Below are 18,049 nucleotides of genomic sequence, written 5' to 3'. Positions count from 1 at the left end.
ATTCTCTTGAATGGGCGCGCAACACTGGGTTCAGCGCATTGCACGCAGGCCGAGCAGGCCACGGCGCTTGAACCACCACTCCAGGGGCAGCGTCACCAGCGGCGGGATCGCTGCCAGCAGGGCCAGGGCACTGGCCCACCACGGCCAACGCAGGCGCACGGCAGCAAACAGGGTGACTGCCACATAGACCAGGAAGGCCACGCCGTGCAGCGGCCCGAACAGCTTCACCAGCGCCACGTTGGCCATCGGGCCGTACTTCATCCACATGCCGATGAGCAGGCCGGCCCAGGTCACGGCCTCGATGAAAGCGACCGCGGCGAACAGGCGTCCGGTCGGGTGCATGGGGGAACGTTGGGTCACGCGGGGCTCCGGCATCGGGATATCAAATGCGAATGATACGCAGATGCCTGCTGCATGTAGAGTCGAGCGGTGCTCGACTGCTTCTGCCTCGGCTACTGAAGGAAACGCTCAGCAGTTCAGCGGGCGCAGCGGCGAGAGCGTGTCCACCAAGGTGGACACCTACCCGGGCATATCCGGCAGAACCTGCTCCCCGATCTCGCGCAGCACGTCATCCATCGTCCGCCCGTTATCGATCAGGTTGAACATCACATGCGCCACGCCCTGCGCATGCACGCGCAGCAGATACTCACGCAGGCCTTCGCGGCCGACCTTCAGGCCCAGCGGCAGCGGCTCGGGCGGCGCCTGCGGATCTGCCTGCAGGTCCAGCAGCATCGACTGCACGAACGGCTTGCCTGGCCCGCCGCGCTGCGCCAGCGCCTGCTGCCACAGGCCGATGCGCCCTTCCTGCGCGGCCTCTTCGCGGTGATAGGTGGCCCAGCCTTCGGCCTCACGCGCTATCCACTGCAGGCTCTGCCGCGCGGTACCCACCACCAGCATCGGAATGCGGGTTGCCGGCGCTGGCAGCACGTCGAAGCCACCAGTGGCCTGCAATACGGCGGTGCGCTCATCGGCGGCCGGTGACAGCGCCGCCCGCAACAACGTCCAACGCTCACGGAAGGTCGCCGCCCTGCCCTCCAGATCCTCGCCGAATGCGGCGAACTCTTCCGGGCGGTCACCCGAACCCAGGCCCAGTACGAAGCGTCCGCCGCTGATCCGGTCCAGGCTCAACGCCGACTTCGCCACCTGCAGCGGCTGGCGCAATGGCAGCACGATGGCCGCGCTGCCGACCACGATGTGCCCCGTCGCGGCCGCCAGCATGCCCAGCCACAGGAACGGATCGTCCAGCGCACTTGCTGTCGCGTCCGGACCCTGCGGCACCATCAGCGGCACATCGCGCGCCCACAACGCGGCGAAACCAAGATCGTCGGCCAACCGCGCGATGCGCCGCGCCTGATGCGGATCGGCCAGCCCCTGCGACGCCACCGGCGTCATCAGGCCCAGGCTCAAGCCCTGCCCTGGAAACAACGCAGCGTACGCGGGATTGAAATCACTCATGCCTGCAGCTTAGCGTGCAGGCATGGGGCAGCGATGACGCGCAGCCCGCCACGGGAAGAACACTGCATGCCGACGATCCGCCCTGCCCGCGTCGATGACCTGCCCGCGATCAGCGCGGTGTGCCTGGCCGCGTTCACTGCGGCGGTGGCGCCCTCGCTCAGCGCAACCGGCATCGCCACGTTCGGCAATGTCGCCGCCGCCGATGCGTTCGGTGAACGCCTGCACGGCGACAACCATATCCTGGTGGCCGAGCAGGACGGCCGTATCATCGGCGTGGTCGAGCTGAAGGAAGGTCGCCACCTGGCGATGCTGTTCGTCGATCCCGGCTGCCAGGGACAGGGCATCGGCCATGCACTGTTCGAGGCGGTGCTGCCTCAGGTACGCGCGCCGGCCCTGACCGTACGCGCATCGCTCAACGCTGTGCCGACCTATCTGCGCTATGGCTTCGTGATTGACGGTGAGGCCGGCGAGTTCAACGGACTGGTCTACCAGCAGATGGTGCGGGCAGCCGCCTGAAGGCACGGGCCCCGGCCAATGCCCGGGGCGTCATGCCCCGGCGCATGTCCGTCATGAGCAAACTGAATCAGCGGGTTCCCTGCGCGTTCCTACAATGCCCTGTCACCCTGCCCTTCGAGATCCTGCCGATGCGCGTCGCGCTTTCCGTGTTGCTGCTGGCTTCGGCGCTGAGTGCCTGCGCCCCGGCCCCGGTTTCCACCGCCAACTCCGCCGAGGCACCTGCGCCGGCCAAGGGAATCGCGTGGCGCCAGGGTGACGTCGATGATGCCTTCGCCGAAGCCGCAGACAGCGGCAAGCCGGTGCTGCTGTACTGGGGCGCGGTCTGGTGCCCGCCGTGCAACCAGCTCAAGGCCGGCCTGTTCAAGGACCCGGCCTTCATCGCCTTGACCGGCAAGTTCGTGCCGGTCTATCTGGATGGCGACGAGGAAGGTGCGCAGGCCTGGGGCGAACGCTTCGGGGTGCGCGGCTACCCGACCCTGATCGTACTGGACCCACAGCGCAATGAACTTACCCGCGTGGCCGGTGGCAACGACGCCGCCGAACTGACCCGGGCGTTGACCGTTGCCGCCGGGCGCCGCAGTGCAATCGCTGCCACTCTGGCCACCGCCCTGGCCACGCCGGAGAAGTTGGCTGCAGAAGACTGGCAGGTACTGGGCGACTACGGCTGGGAAGTCGACGCCAACCGCCTGGCCGGCGAGCGCAGGAGTCAGGATGTACTGCGCCAGCTGTCCAAGGCGGCACCGGATGCCGCCCTGCAGCGCCGCTTCGCCCTGCTGGCCTTGGCCACCGCCGACACGCCCGCCAGCTCGCCTACCGAAGTACGCGAGCTGCTGCAGGCCGTGCTGGCGCAGCCGGCCGAAGTCCGCCGCAACCGTGAGTTGCTGGGCTATGCAGGCGCACAGCTGGTCACGCAGGCCAGTACTGGGCCGGCCACCCGCAACACGCTGGGCCAGCAGCTGCTGGTCGCGCTGGAACGCGCAGATGCCGAGCGCGGCGACCGCGCCGACGACGCATTGTCGCGCGCACTGACGGAAGTATCGCTGGCCCGCCAGCAGCAGCCGAAGGGCGCACTGCCCGCGCCGCTGGTTGATCGGGTCAAGCAGCGCGTGGCCGCGGCCGACGCCACCGCCACTGATGCGCATGCACGCCAGGCCACGATCAGCAGCGCGGTCTACGCACTGCGCCAGGTCGGTGACGACGCCGGTGCCGAGGCGTTGTTGCTGGCGGAGCTGAAGCGCAGCGAGCAGCCCTACTACTACATGCCCGAGCTGGCCGAACTGGCCGAGCAGCGCGGCGACACTGCCGGTGCGCTGGAGTGGTTGAAGCGTGCCTACGACGGTGCGCAGGGCCCGGCCACCCGCGTGCAATGGGGCGTGCTGTACGTGGAAGGGTTGCTGAAGCTGGCGCCGAACGACGCGCCGCGCATCGAGCAGGCCACCGCCTCGCTGATCGCCGAACTGGAGGCGCAGCCGTCGGGTTACCACCAGCGCACCCGCCAGCGTTTCGAGCGCCTGGCCGGGCAGCTGAAGGCGTGGAGCGGGAAGCACCAGGGTGCCGAGACGCTGGCGCGATTGCAGCAGAGGATGCAGCAGGCGTGCGGTGAACAGGTGGATGGCGCGTGCAAGGACTGGTTGAGTTGAGTTGATGAAAACGCGGGCGGCTGGTTCGCCTGCCGGCGCCTTTGTTGATGCCGGTTGTGGCCGGGGGAGGGGCTGGCCGGGACACGCCGTAAACCCATCCTTGGGGGCTCGATGGCGCCATCCATGGCGCCAACGGTCCCGGCCAGCCCCTCCCCCCGCCACCGGACGGTTTCCTGCGAGCGCGGGCAGCACTTCAGCGCGCCGGTGAGGTTAGAAAAGCGGGTTCTGGTAGTGCCGGCCGCTGGCCGGCAACCCGACCTTGCCAGCATGCCGGCCAGCGGCCGGCACTACCATTCCGCTCGTGCTGTCCTGCAGGAAGAATCAAAGCGATGAACGCGCACGCACCTCAATCCCGCCCCTTGACCTCAACCAATGTTGAGGTGCGATAACGATCTCCCCACGGCCAGCCCCCTGGCCTTCCCACGGAGATTGCTTCGATGTCGTACTCGCTTCCCCCGCTCCCCTACGCCTACGACGCCCTTGAGCCGCATTTCGATGCGCGCACGATGGAGATCCACCACAGCAAGCACCACCAGACCTACGTCAACAATCTCAACGCCGCCATCGAGCAGGCCGGCATCGCCGAGCAGCCGGTCGAGGCGCTGATCGCCAACCTCGATGCCGTGCCCGAGGCCCAGCGTGGCGCGGTCCGCAACAACGGCGGCGGCCACGCCAACCACAGCCTGTTCTGGACCGTGCTCAGCACCACCGGTGGTGCACCCGATGACGAACTGGCCGCCGCCATCGACCGTGACCTCGGCGGTTTCGATGCTTTCAAGGAGGCCTTCACCAAGGCCGCGCAGACCCGCTTCGGCAGTGGCTGGGCCTGGCTGACCCGCGATCGCGATGGTCGCCTGCAGGTGGAAAGCAGCGCCAACCAGGACAGCCCGCTGATGGGTGCAGCCGTAGGCCTGTCCGGCCACACCCCGATCCTCGCACTGGATGTCTGGGAACACGCCTACTACCTGCACTACCAGAACCGCCGCCCGGACTACATCGGCGCCTTCTTCAACATCATCAACTGGGCCGAAGTCGGCCGGCGCTACCACCAGGCCCGGGCCTCATGAGCGGCGAGACACTGCCCTACGCCGGGCCGTGGGCCGGGGTGTTCCCCGCCCCGGCCCCGGTGCCATCGGTCGAGATGCCGCCGCGTGCCCTGCGGCGGCTGCTCGGCCATTTCCCGACCGGCGTGGCCATCGTCTGCGCGCGCGATGCACAGGGCAAGCCGGTCGGCCTGACCATCAACTCGTTCGTGCCGGTCTCACTGCAGCCACCGTTGGTGCTGTGGAACCTGGCGTTGCACGCACAGAGCCTGTCCACCTTCCAGCGCGCCACGCGCTTTGCGCTCAGCGTGCTGGCGGCCGACCAGGAAGCGCTGGCCCGGCGCTTCGCCGATCCGCAGGTCCGCAACCGCTTCGACGGCCTGGCATTGCTGGATGACGACGAGGACGCCCCACCCCGCATCACCGGTGCGGTCGCCCATCTCACCTGTACCCGCCACGCGCAGTGGCCGGTGGGCGATCACCTGCTGCTGGCCGGCCGCATCATCGAAGTGCACGAGAACGGCGGCGCGCCACTGCTGTTCCATCGCGGCCGCTTCCAGCCCGGCCCGGCCGAGCTGCTGGCGGAGGTACGCGGATGAACATCGAAGCTCTGGAATGCATGCTTGCCGCCGGCAAGGACGGCGCGCTGCTGCGCTTCGGCCTGGGCAAGGGCTGGCTGGATGCCGGCAACCCGGTACGCGCGGCAACCCACCTGGGCCGTTGCGTGGTGCTTGATCCGCAGTACTCGGCGGCCTGGAAGCTGCTGGGCAAAGCCTGGCTGGCCAGTGGCCAGCCACAGGCGGCCCGTGAGGCGTGGCAGCGCGGCTTGAGCGTGGCCGGCAGCAAGGGCGACCAGCAGGCACGCAAGGAAATGCAGGTGTTCCTGCGACGCCTGGACCGCGAGCAGGCGGCCCTGGCGAAGGCGGGCTGAGTCGATCAGCCCGCGTTGGCAGATGCCGGTGCGGACATGATGTCCGGCATCGGCAGGCGGCGCGGCTTGCTCGGGAATGCGTGGCGCAGGATGCGCCAGACCACCTGGCCGAACTGGCGCGGCAGCGAGCCGTTGTTGTAGTGCTGGCCGTAGCGGCGGCAGATGTCCTTCACTTCCTTGGCGATGGCCGCATAGCGGTTGGCCGGCAGATCCGGGTAGAAATGGTGCTCGATCTGGTGGCTGAGGTTGCCCGACAGCACGTTGATCAGGAACCCACCGCTGATGTTGGACGAACCGCGCAGCTGGCGCAGGTACCAGTGGCCGCGCGACTCATTGCGCAGGCACTCCTTGGGGAAGGTTTCCGATTCGGCGGTGAAGTGCCCGCAGAAGATGATCACGTAGGTCCAGATGTTGCGCAGGCCGTTGGCGACCAGGTTGCCCAGCATCACGGTGAGGAAGAACGGACCCGCCAGCAGCGGGAAGAACACGTAGTCCTTCAGCACCTGGCGCAGCATCTTGCGCGCCACCGGGCGGGTCTGCAGCCACATCGCACGGGCACTCATGCGGCCCTTCAGCCAGCGGCCAAGGCGAAGGTCCTGCGCGGCCACACCCCACTGGAACAGCAGTGCGAAGATCGGCGCGATGATCGGCTGCAGCAGGTAGAACGGCTTCCAGCGCTGTTCGGGGAAGATGCGCAGCAGGCCATAGCCGATGTCATCGTCCATGCCACGCACATTGGTGTAGGTGTGGTGGCGGAAATTGTGGGTCTTGCGCCAGTTGTCGGCGGTGGCAACGATGTCCCACTCGTAGGTGTTGCCATTGAGCTTGGGATCACCGGTCCAGTCGAACTGGCCGTGCATCACGTTGTGGCCCAGCTCCATGTTCTCCAGGATCTTCGACAGCGCCAGCAGCAGCGTGCCGGTGATCGCGGCCGGCCACAGCAGCGGCATCCAGAACAGCGGCGAAAACGCTGCCAGGAACAGCAGGCCACGGCCACCCACGCCGAACCAGCGCACGGCGGCGGCCACGCGGCGGATGTAGCGGGTATCGGAGGCGCCGAGGCTGCCGATCACACGGTCGCGGATCGCGTCGAGTTCCTCGCCGAAGGCATGCATCTCGGCAGTACTCAGGGCACGGTCGGTGGCGCGGGTCATGGCAGGCGTCCTCAGAGATCCAGGGTCAGGTCGGTGGTCGGTGCGCTCACGCAGATCCGCACCGGCTGTGCCGATTCGGACTGCAGGTCGCCGGTGCGCAGGTGGCGGGTGGCGCCACTGACACGGTCACAGCTGCAGGTATTGCAGATGCCCATGCGGCAGCCATGCTTGGGCTTGATGCCATGGGCTTCGAGGCTTTCCAGCAACGAGCGGCCGCGCGGCACGCTCAGCTGGCGGCCACTGCGGGCAAGGGTCAGCGACACTTCGCCTTCGCTGCTGGCGTCACGCAACGGCGCTGGCGGAGTGAACGCTTCCGCCTGGAAACCCGCAACCTGGTGCGCCAGGCGTTCGCGCGCAGCGGCAACGAATCCATCCGGGCCACAGGCCAGCACGTGGCGCTGCGCCAACGGGGTGTCATCGCCGGCGACCTGCAGATCGTGAGTATCGATGCGTGCGGCAGGCACATCACCCTCGCGGGTGGTCAGCAGGTGCACACGCAGGTTCGGCTGGCGCGCGGCCAGCGCCTGCAGCTCATCACGGAACTGCAGCTGGGCGGCACTGCGCTCCCAGTAGAACAGGTCCACCGGCGCGGCCAGCGGGCGCTGGCAGGCGTCGCGCAGCAGGCTGCGCATCGGCGTGATGCCACTACCGGCCGCCAGCAGCAATACCGGAGCCGCGGCCGGCAACTGGAATTCTCCGAACGCAGCCTCCAGGCGGAACAGCTCACCCAGCTGTGCGTGGTTGACCAGATGCTGGCTGACCCGGCCGCCGTCGACCGCCTTGACGGTGATCGCCAGTTCGCGTGGTCCCAGCGCGGTGGGGCTGTAGCTGCGCTGCCACAGGCGTCCTTCAATCTCCACGCCGAGGGTGACGTGCTGGCCCGCGCGCATGCCGGCCCAGTGCCGGTTGGTGCGCAGGACCAGGGTCGCCGCGCCCTCGCCGGCCGGCTCGCGCCGGACCAGGCGGGCCACCGGCTCGCGCAGGGTCCACAGGGGATTGAGCTGGCCCGCCCAGAAATCGAACAGCGACGGCGAGACCCAGCGGTACGGAGAGAACAGGGATGGACGGACGACAGCGCTCATGGGCGCACTATACGGGCGCACATACACCTGTGTATACATGTGTATATTGAACCGGATTGGGTATGATTCAGCCTCGCCCCACCGGAACCGTCATGGCCGCCGCCACCGTCTTGTCGACGCCCGAAGATGCCAACAGCCCGGCCCGCCGTACGGTGAGCCGCGAAGATCTGCTGGCCGCCGCCCTGAAGCTGATCGGGCCGCACCGCAGCCTGTCCACGCTCAGCCTGCGCGAAGTGGCACGCGAGGCCGGCATCGCGCCGAACAGCTTCTACCGGCAGTTCCGCGACATGGACGAACTGGCCGTAGCGCTGATCGACGCAGCCGGCCGCTCGCTGCGCACCATCATCGGCGAGGCCCGCCAGCGCGCCACCTCCACCGCCACCAGCGTGGTGCGGGTCTCGGTGGAGACTTTCATGGAACAGCTGCGCGCCGACGACAAGCTGCTGCACGTGCTGTTGCGCGAAGGCGCGGTCGGCTCGGACGACTTCAAGCACGCAGTCGAACGCGAGCTGCATTATTTCGAGGAAGAGCTGCAGCACGACCTGGTGCGCCTGGCCGCACTGGATGGCGCGGTGCTGCACGCTCCGGAACTGGTAGCCAAGGCCATCACCCGGCTGGTGTTCGCGATGGGCGCCACCGCCATGGACCTGCCTCCGGAGAAGGATCCGGAGCTGGTCGAACAGATCTCCACGATGATCCGCATGATCATCGTCGGCGCCCGCACGCCCGCCGCATTCCGCCGCGGCTGACGATCGCGCCCTGGGGTCGGATCCCTTTCCAAAGGAAAGGGCTCTGACCCCAACCTCCCTGCCCACACGGCAACTCCATCCTCCGGACATGACCACCGGCAGGTTTGTGGTTGTTTTATGTAATGTTATAACGCTCCCGTGATCTGACCCGGCCGGCGCTCCACTCGGAATTGCTGCGGCTTCGTTATATAGCACTTGCTATATTGATAAGCCGCTGCTTCCATATGCATCAGCCAGGTCGCCCTCGCCGCCTTTCTTCCCCCAAGGACGACGCCCTCATGTGCTCTATCCCCCACCGCTTCCGAAGGTTGCCGCTGGCCGCCGCCATTGCCCTGATCCTGCCGCTGCCTGCACTGGCTGACACTCCGAAACCGACCGAACTGGACCGTGTGCAGGTCAAGGTCAGCACCGCCACACGCAGTGAACGCCTGCTGTCGGACGTGCCGATCCGCACGGAAGTGCTGCGCAAGGAAGACATCGCGCTGCGCGCCGCCACCGACTTCTCGCGCGCCGCCGAGCTGATCAACGGCCTGCGCGTGGAGAGCAACTGCCAGAACTGCAACACCAGCGAAGTACAGCTGCTGGGCCTGCCCGGTGCCTACAACCAGCTGCTGTTCGATGGCATCCCGCTGCTGTCCACGCTGGGCAGCGTGTACGGCCTGGAACAGATCCCAGCCGGGTTCGTCGACCGCATCGAAGTGGTCAAGGGCGGTGGCTCGGCGCTGTACGGCCCAGGTGCGGTGGCCGGTGTGATCAACCTGATTCCGCCGCTGCCGGCGCGTAGCGGTGGCCATGTGCAGGCCGGTGTGGACGTGCTGAAGGGCACGCCGCAGAAGAACGCCGATGTGCGCCTGGACCTGGTGGCGAAAGACGCCGACGCCGGGCTGTCGGTGATTGCCCAGCGCAACTGGAACAGTGGCATCGACTACAACGGCGACGGCTACACCGAAATCACCCGCAAGAATCTCAAGGTCGGCGGCCTGCAGGCCTGGTATGCGCCCAACCCCGGCACCCGCCTTCGCCTGGACCTGCAGGTGACCGATGAAACCCGTCGCGGCGGCAACCGCCTGGACCAGCCCGAATACCTGGCCAACATCGCCGAATCGCTGGACACGAAGTACCGGCGCGGCAGCGTGTCGTGGGACCAGGAAATCAATGCCGACGTTGATTTCCGCCTGGCCTACGCCTTCGCCGACATCGATCGCGACAGTTTCTACGGTGGCCTGGGCGACGTCGTCACCGATCCCTCAGCGCCCGGCTATGACCCGTCGCAGCTGGACCCGAACGTGGCCGGCAGCGCGGCCTCGCGTTCGTGGCGCCAGTACGGGCGCACCCACAACCCGCTGCACTACATCGACAGCCAGTTGAACTGGCGATTGGGCGCGCACGCGCTGGCCTTCGGCGTGCAGTACAAGCACGAGGCGCTGCGCGACGACAACCGTACCGGTGATGGCCAGCGCCTGGCGGTGCTGGAAGACGCCACCTTCCACAACATCGGCGCCTTCATCCAGGACGAGTGGAGCCTGCGCGACAACGTCGACCTGGTGCTGGGCGCACGCGTGGACAAGAGCTCGGAACTGGACAACGCGGTGTTCTCACCACGCATCGCGCTGGCCTGGCAGGCCACGCCGAACCTGACGTGGCGCGCCGGTATCGCCACCGGCTTCCGTGCGCCGGAAATCTTCGTCGAGGATGTGCACGTCGATACGCTGGGCGGCGAACAGGTGCGCGTGCGCAACACGGACGGTCTGAAAGAGGAACGCGCGTTGACCACCCTGTTCGGCTTCGACTGGCGTTCGGACCCGGCCAATCCGGTGTGGAGCTGGGATGCCACCGCCTCCTATGCACGCATCCGCGACACCTTCGCGCTGGGCGAGATCCAGCGCGGCGATGACGGCCAGCTGAGCCAGCTGCGCTACAACGCCTCCGGCTCCAACGTGCTGGGTGCGGAAACCAACCTCGGCTGGCAACCCTCGCCGCAGTGGCGCCTGACCGCAGGTGCCTCATGGTACCGCTCGCGCTTCCGCGAGCCGCAACGCATCTTCGACGACAGTGGCGACGGTGGCGACACCGTGATCGAAAGCCGCGATTACCTGAAGACACCCCGCTGGACCGGTCTGGCGCAGCTCAGCTGGATGCCGGCCGAACCGTGGGAAACCTTCGTCGCGCTGCGCCATACCGGGCCGATGTCGGTGCTGAACAACCGGCTGGGCGAGCTGCACCGCACACGCTCGTTCCTGGTCACCGACCTTGGTGCGCGCTGGCACCGGCATCTCGGCGCACAGGCGCAGCAGGAAGTGTCGGTAGCTGCGGGCGTCAAGAACGTATTCGACCAGCGCCAGAAAGACCTGGAATTGGGCGCGCTGCGGGACAGCGACTATGTCTACGGGCCGCGCTTCGCGCGCTCGTGGTACGTCAACCTGCGCTATGCGTTCTGAAGCTCTGCGAGCGTTGTTGCTGGCCTGTGCCATGCTGCTGGCCGCACCGGCGATGGCTGCGGACCTGCACGCGCAGGTTTCGGCCTCGCTGATGCGGCCGGAGCAGCGATCGCTACGGCCGATGCAGTGGTCGTCGCCGCCGAAACTGGTGGCGCTGTACTTCGGCGCCGACTGGTGTGCACCGTGCCATGCCTTCGTACCCACGCTGCGCAGCGTGCGTGATGCCCTGCGCCAAGCCGGCGCCGATACCGAAGTGGTGTACGTCAGCCAGGATGAGAGCGAGAGCGCGCTTCGCCGCTACATGCACGCGCAGGACATGCCGTGGCCGGTACTGGACCCACGACGTGCCGCGCGCATGCCGGCACTGCAGGCATTGGCCGGATTGGCACCACCGAACCTGGTGCTGATCGATGCGGATGGGAAGGTGCTGGCCAACGGATGGCAGGGCCGGCGCTATGAAGGCCTGCAGCCGGTGTTGAAGGAATGGACGAAACGCGCGTGCGCGCAGCAGCAGGCGCGCTGCCCGCCTGGATTGTAGATCCACGCCATGCGTGGATGCTCCCTGTCATCGCGCGAACAGCAGCCGAGCATGGCTCGGCTCTACAGGAAACGTGGCTCAGCCGCCCTCGGCCCTGCGCACGAATGCCTCGAACAGAGCCAGTGTCTGTTCGCTGACATGGTGCTCGATGCCCTCCGCATCGCGCCGCGCGGTATCTGCGTCCACCCCCAGCGCCAGCAGGAAACGCTCCACGGTCTGGTGGCGTTGGCGGCTGGCATGGGCCAGCGCCTCACCTTCCGGGGTCAGGAACACGCCACGGTACGGCCGCTGCACCACCCAGCCGTCACGGGCCAGGCGCCGCAGCATCTTCGCCACGGTGGGCTGGGCCACGCCAAGGCGGGTGGCGATGTCGACCTGCCGGGCCTCGCCGCCGTCGGCCAGCAGGTCCGAGATCAGCTCGACATAGTCCTCCACCAGCTCCATCCGGTGCGCTTCGCGCACTTGCCGGAAGCTCTCGACCTGGCGCTCAGCCTCGATCAAGGGGGTGCTTTTCAGCGATGTCGAATCGTCGGTCTTGCCCACGCCTGCGCCTGTCCTTCCGGGGTGATCCGGTGTTGAACCTGAATTCTGGACCAGTAACGCGATAAAGACGATTGTTTCACGTTGCTATTGACTATAGCAGGAGCTATATTCGGACCCATGAACACCCTGGCGCCCCGCGACCCTTCGGCCTCCACTCCGGCCAGCCTGGGTGCGCTCAACGCCTCGGTCGCCGTGCCCGACAAGGGCCATTGGTGGTTCCGCCTGCTGGCCTTCCTTGGCCCGGGCTACATGATCTCGGTCGGATACATGGATCCAGGCAACTGGGCCACCGACCTCGCCGGCGGTTCGCGCTTCGGCTACCTGCTGCTGTCGGTCATCCTCATTTCCAACCTGATGGCGGTGATCCTGCAGGCGCTGTCGGCGCGGCTCGGCATCGCCACCGGCATGGACCTGGCGCAGGCCTGCCGCGCCCGCTACCCCAAGCCGGTGAACCTGGCGCTGTGGGCGCTGTGCGAGGCGGCGATCATCGCCTGCGACCTGGCCGAGGTGATCGGCACCGCGATCGCGCTGAAGCTGCTGTTCGACCTGCCACTGCTGTGGGGCGCGGTGATCACTGCGCTGGATACGCTGCTGGTTCTGCTGCTGATGAACCGCGGCTTCCGTGCGCTGGAAGCCTTCGTGATCGCGCTGCTGATGGTGATCTTCGCCTGCTTCATGGTGCAGATCGCGATGGCTGCGCCGCCAGTGATGGCGGTGCTGGGCGGCTTCATTCCGCGCGCGCAGGTGGTGACCGATCCGCACGCGCTGTACATCGCGATCGGCATCATCGGTGCCACGGTGATGCCGCACAATCTCTACCTGCATTCGTCCATCGTGCAGACCCGCGCCTACCCGCGTACCAATGAAGGCCGCCGCAGTGCGCTGCGCTGGGCGGTTACCGATAGCACTCTCGCGTTGACACTCGCATTGTTCATCAACGCCAGCATCCTGATCCTGGCGGCGGCGGTGTTCCATGCCAATGGTCGTTTCGACGTGGAAGACATCGAGCAGGCGCACCAGCTGCTGGCGCCGATGCTGGGCGTGGGCGCGGCGGCGACGTTGTTTGCGATCGCGTTGCTGGCCTCCGGCCTGAACTCGACGGTGACCGCGACGCTGGCCGGCCAGATCGTGATGGAAGGTTTCCTGCACCTGCGAATGCCGCCGTGGCTGCGACGGCTGATCACCCGCGCACTGGCGATCATTCCGGTGGTGGTGGTGATCCTGCTGTTCGGCGACCAGGGCGCGGTGAAGCTGCTGGTGCTGAGCCAGGTGGTGCTGTCGATGCAGCTGCCGTTCGCGATCATCCCGCTGGTGCGGATCGTGACCGACAAGGTGACGATGGGGGCGCTGGTGGCCCCGCGCTGGCTGGGCGCGATCGCCTGGGTGATCGCGCTGGTGATCGTGGTGTTGAACGTGAAGCTGCTGGTGGATACCTTCAGCGGCGCCTGACGCCAAACCACGGACCCTGCCCCGGTAGATCCACGCCATGCGTGGATACCTTGTAGAGTCGAGCCATGTTCGACTCATCGCTCACCGTGCGAACGGCAGCCGAGCATGGGCTCGGCTCTACAAATGCAGCGCGATCGCGGCCTCGATCTGCTGCGGCGACTGGAACCCGGCCAGGCGCGTGCGTTCGTTACCATCACGGAACAGGGACAGCGTCGGCGTCTGCCGCAGCCCCAGTTCCCTGAAGAACGCCTCACCCAGCACTTCCAGCTGCACGCGAAGCAAGGTGGTGCCCTGCCCCGCCACGCTGTTGGCCACGCGGTGCAGCGACACTTCCAGCATCCGGCACCCGGGGCACTGGTCCTTGTGGAAATCCACCAGCACCCGCGGGTGCTCGGCCAGCAGCTGCTGGAACTGCTCAGGCGTGGTGGCGTCGATGATCTGCATCGTGGTTGCTCCAGTAGTGGGCCAGGACCGCATCGGTCCAGGCGTCGATGGCTTCGGCATGACGCTCGCCATGCGGCATCTGTTCGATCTCCAGCGGCGGGTAGTCGCTGCGGAAATAGCGGATCAGCCGGTGCACGGCACCACAGTAGTACTCCTGCCCCCACTGCGTTTCGCCGGTGCCGAACACCGCCAGCTGGCGTGGCTGCTGACCGCGCTCGGCAATGCCAGCCACCCACGCCTTCATCTCCGCTGGCGTGCGCCCGGCGTTGTCGGTCCAGCAGCCCAGCAGCACCAGGTCGGCCTCGCCGGCAGCCAGCGGCGGCGCCTGCCGCAGGTCGTCGGCCTCCTGCCAGTGCACCGCATGACCTGCGGCGCGGCAGCGCTCGGCGATCTGCCGGCCGAGCTCGCGGGTGTTGCCGCTCAAGGAGGCGACCACCATCAGGATGCTCAGCGCGGTGCCGGGCTCAGAGGTCGTCGAAGCCGTTGTCGACGTTGGTCTTCTTGTAACTTGCATTGCGCATCTCGAAGAAGTCGGTCTTGGTCTCGGTGAAGTTGTCGGCGTAGGCCCTGATCCAAGGCATCACGTTGTCGGTGGTGTCGCTGTACAGGCGCTCGATGCCGAGCATGCCGGCCATCTTGTTGGCGCGGTACTTCACGTAGCGCACCATCTCGTCCACGTCGATGCCATCGATGCCATCCAGCACCTCCGACGACCACTGCGTCTCAAGCTCGATGGCATGTTCGAATGACTGGTGCACATAGGCGGTCAACTCATTGGTCTGCAGCTCGGGGTTTTCGCCGATGATGGCGCGGATCAGCTCGCTGATGAACTTGGTATGGGCCAGCTCGTCGCGATTGATGAAGCTGATGATCTTGCCGGTGCCGTTCATGCGGTTCTGCCGCACCATGTTGTAGAAGTACGCGAACCCGGAATAGAAATTGATGCCCTCCAGGATCGAGGACTGGATCAACGACTTGAGCAGGGTCTCGGCGGTCTTCTCGCGCATGAAGTCGTCGTACGCACCCATGATCGGGGCATTGCGCTTGATGATGGTCGGGTGGGTGCGGGCGATCTCGAAGATCCGGTTCTGGTTCGGCAGGTCGGTGATCGAGGCCAGCACGTAACTGTAGCTCTCGTTGTGGATCACTTCCTGCTGGCCGATGATCGCCGCGTTGGCATGTGCAGCCGGGTCGGTGATGTACTCGGCCACGTTGTAGATGAATCGCGTCTGTGGCGAATCCAGCGTGGCCAGCAGGCCGATGATTGAGTCGTAGGCGTTCTTCTCGCGCCCTGACAGCTCGCCGTACTGGCGCGCGTCCAGCTTCATGTCCACCTCGTCGGGAATCCAGAAGTTGGTCGACAGCTCCTTGTAGGCCCGATAGAACGACGGGTACGGGATATCGTTCCAGTTGAGGATACCGCTGGTCTGGCCGTTGATGATGCCGGTGCTGCGGTTGGGATGGCGCGGTTCGAGGATCTTGATGCGGTCGAGGGGGGTTGCCATGGGCTTCTGCCTTCGTTCTCTTTCTATCGTGTTGCCGGCCAGCGGCCGGCACTACCGTGGGTCGCCGGTGGTCAGCTGGCGCACCACTCGCATTCGCTGATGTCGATGTCGTTGGAGCGCACGTAATAGGTGGTCTTCAGGCCTTCGCGCCAGGCGCTCAGGTGCAGCTCCAGCAGCGTGCTCGCACGGATGGTGCTGGGCACGTACAGGTTGAAACTGATCGACTGGTCGACATGCCGCTGGCGGCGCGCGTTCTGGCGCACGCTGGCGAACTGGTCGACCTTGTAGGCGCCCTTCTCGTAGTACGGCCAGGTCTCCAGCGACAGTCCCGGTGCTGCCACCGGCCGCCGGAAGTCCTTCTTCTCCTCGTAGTAGAACGCGCTGTAGATCGGGTCGATCGAAGCGGTGGAACCGGCAATCTGCGCGGTGCTCATGTTCGGCGCCACGGCCAGCAGCCATCCGTTGCGCAGGCCGTGCGTGGCGATCTCGCGGGCCAGGCTGTCCCATGCGGCGCCAGTGTAGTCGCGGTCACGGAAGTAGCGCCCGTTGTGCCAGTCGCTGCCCGCGAACATCGGGTAGCTGCCCTTCTCCTGCGCCAGTTGCGCGCTGGCCTGGATGGTCAGGAAGTTGATGCGTTCGTAGAGACGGTCGGCCAATTCTTCGGCATCCGGAGATTCCCACTGGATCGCCTGCTGCGCCAGCAGGTGGTGCCAACCGAACGTGCCCAGGCCGATGGCGCGGTACTTGCGGTTGGTGATCGTGGCCTGCGGCACCGGCAACGCGTTGAGGTCGATCACGTTGTCGAGCATGCGCACCTGGATCGGGATCAGGCGCTCCAGCACATCGGTGGCCAGCAGGTCATCCGGCGCACTGATCGCCCGGCCGAGGTTGATCGAGGACAGGTTGCAGACCACGAAGTCGCCCGCACGGCGCGTGGTGACGATCTGGTCGCCGCTGACGATCTCCTGGATCATCCGCGTCGGGCTCATGTTCTGCAGGATCTCGGTGCACAGGTTGCTGGAATAGATCATGCCCGCGTGCTTGTTCGGGTTCCTGCGATTGACCTCGTCGCGGTAGAACAGGAACGGGTTGCCGGTTTCCAGCTGGCTGAGCATGATCCGCTTGAACAGATCGATGGCCTTCACCGTGCGGCGGCTGATGCTCTCATCGGCCACCAGCTCGGCATAGCGGTCGCGGAAGCTGCCCGAACCGCGCTTCTCATCGTAGAAGTCCTGCAGGTACCAGCCCTTGGCCTGCTTCACCTCGTGCGGGTCGAACAGGTACCAGTCGGCGCGGCGCTCGACCGCTTCCATGAACAGGTCGGGTACGCACACCGAGGTGAACACATCGTGCGCGCGCAGGCGCTGGTCGCCGTTGTTGAGGCGCAGGTCCATGAAGGCTTCGATGTCGCGGTGCCAGATGTCCAGGTACACCGCCACCGCGCCCTTGCGCTGGCCAAGCTGATCAACCGACACCGCCGTGTTGTTGAGCTGCTTGATCCACGGCACCACGCCGCCGGAGGAATTGGCCACGCCACGGATCGGTGCGCCGCTGCTGCGCACGTAGCCCAGGTAGGCGCCAACCCCGCCGCCGTGCTTGGACACGCGCGCGATATCGGTGTTGGAGTCATAGATGCCCTGCAGGCTGTCGTCCACCGTGTCGATGAAGCAGCTGGACAGCTGGCCGCCCACCTTGCCGGCATTTGCCAGCGTCGGCGTGGCCACGGTCATGTACAGGTTGGACAGCGCCCAGTACGCCTCGCCAACCAGCTGCATGCGGCGTTCGCGCGGCTTTTCCTCCTGCATCAGGTACAGCGCAATGGTCAGCCAGCGCTCCTGCGGCAGTTCATAGACCTCGCGGCTGCGGTCGCTGGCCAGATAGCGGGTGGCCAGCAGGTACAGGCCGTTGTAGGCGAACAGGCGGTCGCGTTCCGGATCGATCATCTCACCGGCCTGCTGCAGCTCTTCCTTCGAATAGCAGCGCAGGATGTCGTTGCTGTAGATGCCGCGGTCAGCCAGGCTTTCCTGCAGGCCCACGTAAGAGCCGTACTTCAGGCTGACATCGTAGAAGCGGTTGCGGCTGGCACGCTTGTACAGGCGGCGCAGGTAGATGCGCGCGGCGAACTGTTCCCACTCGGGCGCGACCAGGTCCACCCGCGATTCGGCCTCGCGGATCAACAGATCGACCAAGTCATCGGCGCTGATGCTGGGCTTGCGTTCGACCATTGCCTGCACCACGCGGCGGTAGTCGCTCACATCCAGCTGCGGGAACTCGGCATGCACGGCATCGATGCTGCGCTGCAGGCGCTCGGCGTCGAACGGCAGGCGGCGGTTGCCGGCCTCCTTGGTGATCCAGGTCGGTACGCGCTCGCCACCGGCGCGCAAGGCGTCGCCAGCGCCGGCCGGATCGGCCACGCGGAAGGTACTGTCGGTCATGGTGGTGAAACTCCAGGCTCGCACGCGCATTGGCGCTCGATGCCATGGCGGCCCTGGACGCGATACCGGCGCACGGGGCGAACGGGTGGATTGCCAGGGTGCGGGAACGTAGGTCGTCGGCATCTGC

Annotated in this window: 18 protein-coding genes; 9 read left to right on the top strand and 9 right to left on the bottom strand. The window is 66.6% G+C overall.

Annotated features, from left to right (window positions below; genetic code table 11):
* Positions 1-30: 30 nt before the first annotated feature.
* The gene (locus ACM0O9_RS04330) at positions 31-342 is read right to left on the bottom strand and encodes a DUF3817 domain-containing protein (RefSeq protein ID WP_032129991.1); all 312 of its coding nucleotides are present in this window, start codon (positions 340-342) and stop codon (positions 31-33) included.
* Positions 343-519: 177 nt separating this feature from the next.
* Positions 520-1,455, bottom strand: a complete 936-nt coding sequence (locus ACM0O9_RS04325; protein ID WP_065196139.1) for a TIGR03571 family LLM class oxidoreductase — start codon at positions 1,453-1,455, stop codon at positions 520-522.
* 66 nt (positions 1,456-1,521) lie between these two features.
* On the opposite strand from ACM0O9_RS04325, the gene ACM0O9_RS04320 reads away from it, so the two are divergent.
* From ACM0O9_RS04320 to ACM0O9_RS04300, 5 genes are all read left to right on the top strand, one after another.
* A complete protein-coding gene (locus ACM0O9_RS04320; RefSeq protein WP_065185774.1) occupies positions 1,522-1,971 on the top strand; it encodes a GNAT family N-acetyltransferase in 450 nt (149 codons plus the stop codon).
* A 128-nt stretch (positions 1,972-2,099) separates the two neighbouring features.
* The gene (locus ACM0O9_RS04315; RefSeq protein WP_065179197.1) at positions 2,100-3,611 is read left to right on the top strand and encodes a thioredoxin family protein; all 1,512 of its coding nucleotides are present in this window, start codon (positions 2,100-2,102) and stop codon (positions 3,609-3,611) included.
* Positions 3,612-4,048: 437 nt separating this feature from the next.
* Positions 4,049-4,678, top strand: coding sequence for a superoxide dismutase (locus ACM0O9_RS04310; protein ID WP_235649250.1), 630 nt, complete (start codon positions 4,049-4,051; stop codon positions 4,676-4,678).
* A complete protein-coding gene (locus ACM0O9_RS04305) occupies positions 4,675-5,253 on the top strand; it encodes a flavin reductase family protein (protein ID WP_053498541.1) in 579 nt (192 codons plus the stop codon). The genes ACM0O9_RS04310 and ACM0O9_RS04305 overlap by 4 nt, the downstream gene beginning before the upstream one ends.
* Entirely contained in the window at positions 5,250-5,585 is a 336-nt protein-coding gene (locus ACM0O9_RS04300) for a tetratricopeptide repeat protein (RefSeq protein ID WP_053498539.1), read from the top strand. Before ACM0O9_RS04305 ends, ACM0O9_RS04300 begins: the two co-directional genes overlap by 4 nt.
* 5 nt (positions 5,586-5,590) lie before the next feature.
* Here the strand turns inward: ACM0O9_RS04300 and ACM0O9_RS04295 are convergent, their stop codons facing one another.
* Both ACM0O9_RS04295 and ACM0O9_RS04290 read right to left on the bottom strand, forming a co-directional pair.
* On the bottom strand, positions 5,591-6,739 hold the full coding sequence (locus ACM0O9_RS04295) for a fatty acid desaturase family protein (RefSeq protein ID WP_005416924.1): 1,149 nt from the start codon (positions 6,737-6,739) through the stop codon (positions 5,591-5,593).
* Between the two features lie 11 nt (positions 6,740-6,750).
* On the bottom strand, positions 6,751-7,821 hold the full coding sequence (locus tag ACM0O9_RS04290) for a ferredoxin reductase (protein WP_069138334.1): 1,071 nt from the start codon (positions 7,819-7,821) through the stop codon (positions 6,751-6,753).
* A 92-nt stretch (positions 7,822-7,913) separates the two neighbouring features.
* Here ACM0O9_RS04290 and fabR point away from each other — a divergent pair, with 92 nt between their 5' ends.
* The 3 genes from fabR (at position 7,914) to ACM0O9_RS04275 (ending at position 11,546) form a co-directional block, all read left to right on the top strand.
* A complete protein-coding gene (fabR, locus tag ACM0O9_RS04285; RefSeq protein WP_005416927.1) occupies positions 7,914-8,570 on the top strand; it encodes an HTH-type transcriptional repressor FabR in 657 nt (218 codons plus the stop codon).
* 278 nt (positions 8,571-8,848) lie between these two features.
* The gene (locus tag ACM0O9_RS04280) at positions 8,849-11,008 is read left to right on the top strand and encodes a TonB-dependent receptor plug domain-containing protein (RefSeq protein WP_235649251.1); all 2,160 of its coding nucleotides are present in this window, start codon (positions 8,849-8,851) and stop codon (positions 11,006-11,008) included.
* A complete protein-coding gene (locus tag ACM0O9_RS04275; protein ID WP_235649252.1) occupies positions 10,998-11,546 on the top strand; it encodes a thioredoxin-like domain-containing protein in 549 nt (182 codons plus the stop codon). The genes ACM0O9_RS04280 and ACM0O9_RS04275 overlap by 11 nt, the downstream gene beginning before the upstream one ends.
* Positions 11,547-11,624: 78 nt before the next feature.
* Here ACM0O9_RS04275 and mntR read toward each other — a convergent pair whose 3' ends face one another.
* Positions 11,625-12,089 (bottom strand): manganese-binding transcriptional regulator MntR, encoded by a 465-nt coding sequence (gene mntR, locus ACM0O9_RS04270; protein ID WP_005416934.1) that lies wholly within the window; start codon positions 12,087-12,089, stop codon positions 11,625-11,627.
* Between the two features lie 117 nt (positions 12,090-12,206).
* Here mntR and ACM0O9_RS04265 point away from each other — a divergent pair, with 117 nt between their 5' ends.
* Positions 12,207-13,538: an Nramp family divalent metal transporter gene (locus ACM0O9_RS04265; RefSeq protein ID WP_235649253.1), complete on the top strand. Its 1,332-nt coding sequence runs from the start codon at positions 12,207-12,209 to the stop codon at positions 13,536-13,538.
* A 117-nt stretch (positions 13,539-13,655) separates the two neighbouring features.
* Here ACM0O9_RS04265 and ACM0O9_RS04260 read toward each other — a convergent pair whose 3' ends face one another.
* The 4 genes from ACM0O9_RS04260 to ACM0O9_RS04245 all read right to left on the bottom strand — a co-directional run bounded on the left by ACM0O9_RS04260 (position 13,656) and on the right by ACM0O9_RS04245 (position 17,922).
* Entirely contained in the window at positions 13,656-13,982 is a 327-nt protein-coding gene (locus ACM0O9_RS04260; RefSeq protein WP_005416939.1) for a thioredoxin family protein, read from the bottom strand.
* Positions 13,954-14,421, bottom strand: a complete 468-nt coding sequence (locus tag ACM0O9_RS04255; protein ID WP_080375118.1) for a flavodoxin — start codon at positions 14,419-14,421, stop codon at positions 13,954-13,956. The genes ACM0O9_RS04260 and ACM0O9_RS04255 overlap by 29 nt, the downstream gene beginning before the upstream one ends.
* Positions 14,422-14,446: 25 nt before the next feature.
* A complete protein-coding gene (locus ACM0O9_RS04250) occupies positions 14,447-15,487 on the bottom strand; it encodes a ribonucleotide-diphosphate reductase subunit beta (RefSeq protein ID WP_005416944.1) in 1,041 nt (346 codons plus the stop codon).
* 71 nt (positions 15,488-15,558) lie between these two features.
* Entirely contained in the window at positions 15,559-17,922 is a 2,364-nt protein-coding gene (locus ACM0O9_RS04245; protein WP_414604088.1) for a ribonucleoside-diphosphate reductase subunit alpha, read from the bottom strand.
* Positions 17,923-18,049 lie beyond the last annotated feature (127 nt).

It is taken from the genome of Stenotrophomonas sp. FR012 (assembly GCF_047520565.2).
GTDB classification, from domain to species: Bacteria; Pseudomonadota; Gammaproteobacteria; order Xanthomonadales; family Xanthomonadaceae; genus Stenotrophomonas; species Stenotrophomonas sepilia.
Note: the sequence above shows the minus strand (reverse complement) of the source record. Positions and strands in the feature narration are given on the sequence as shown.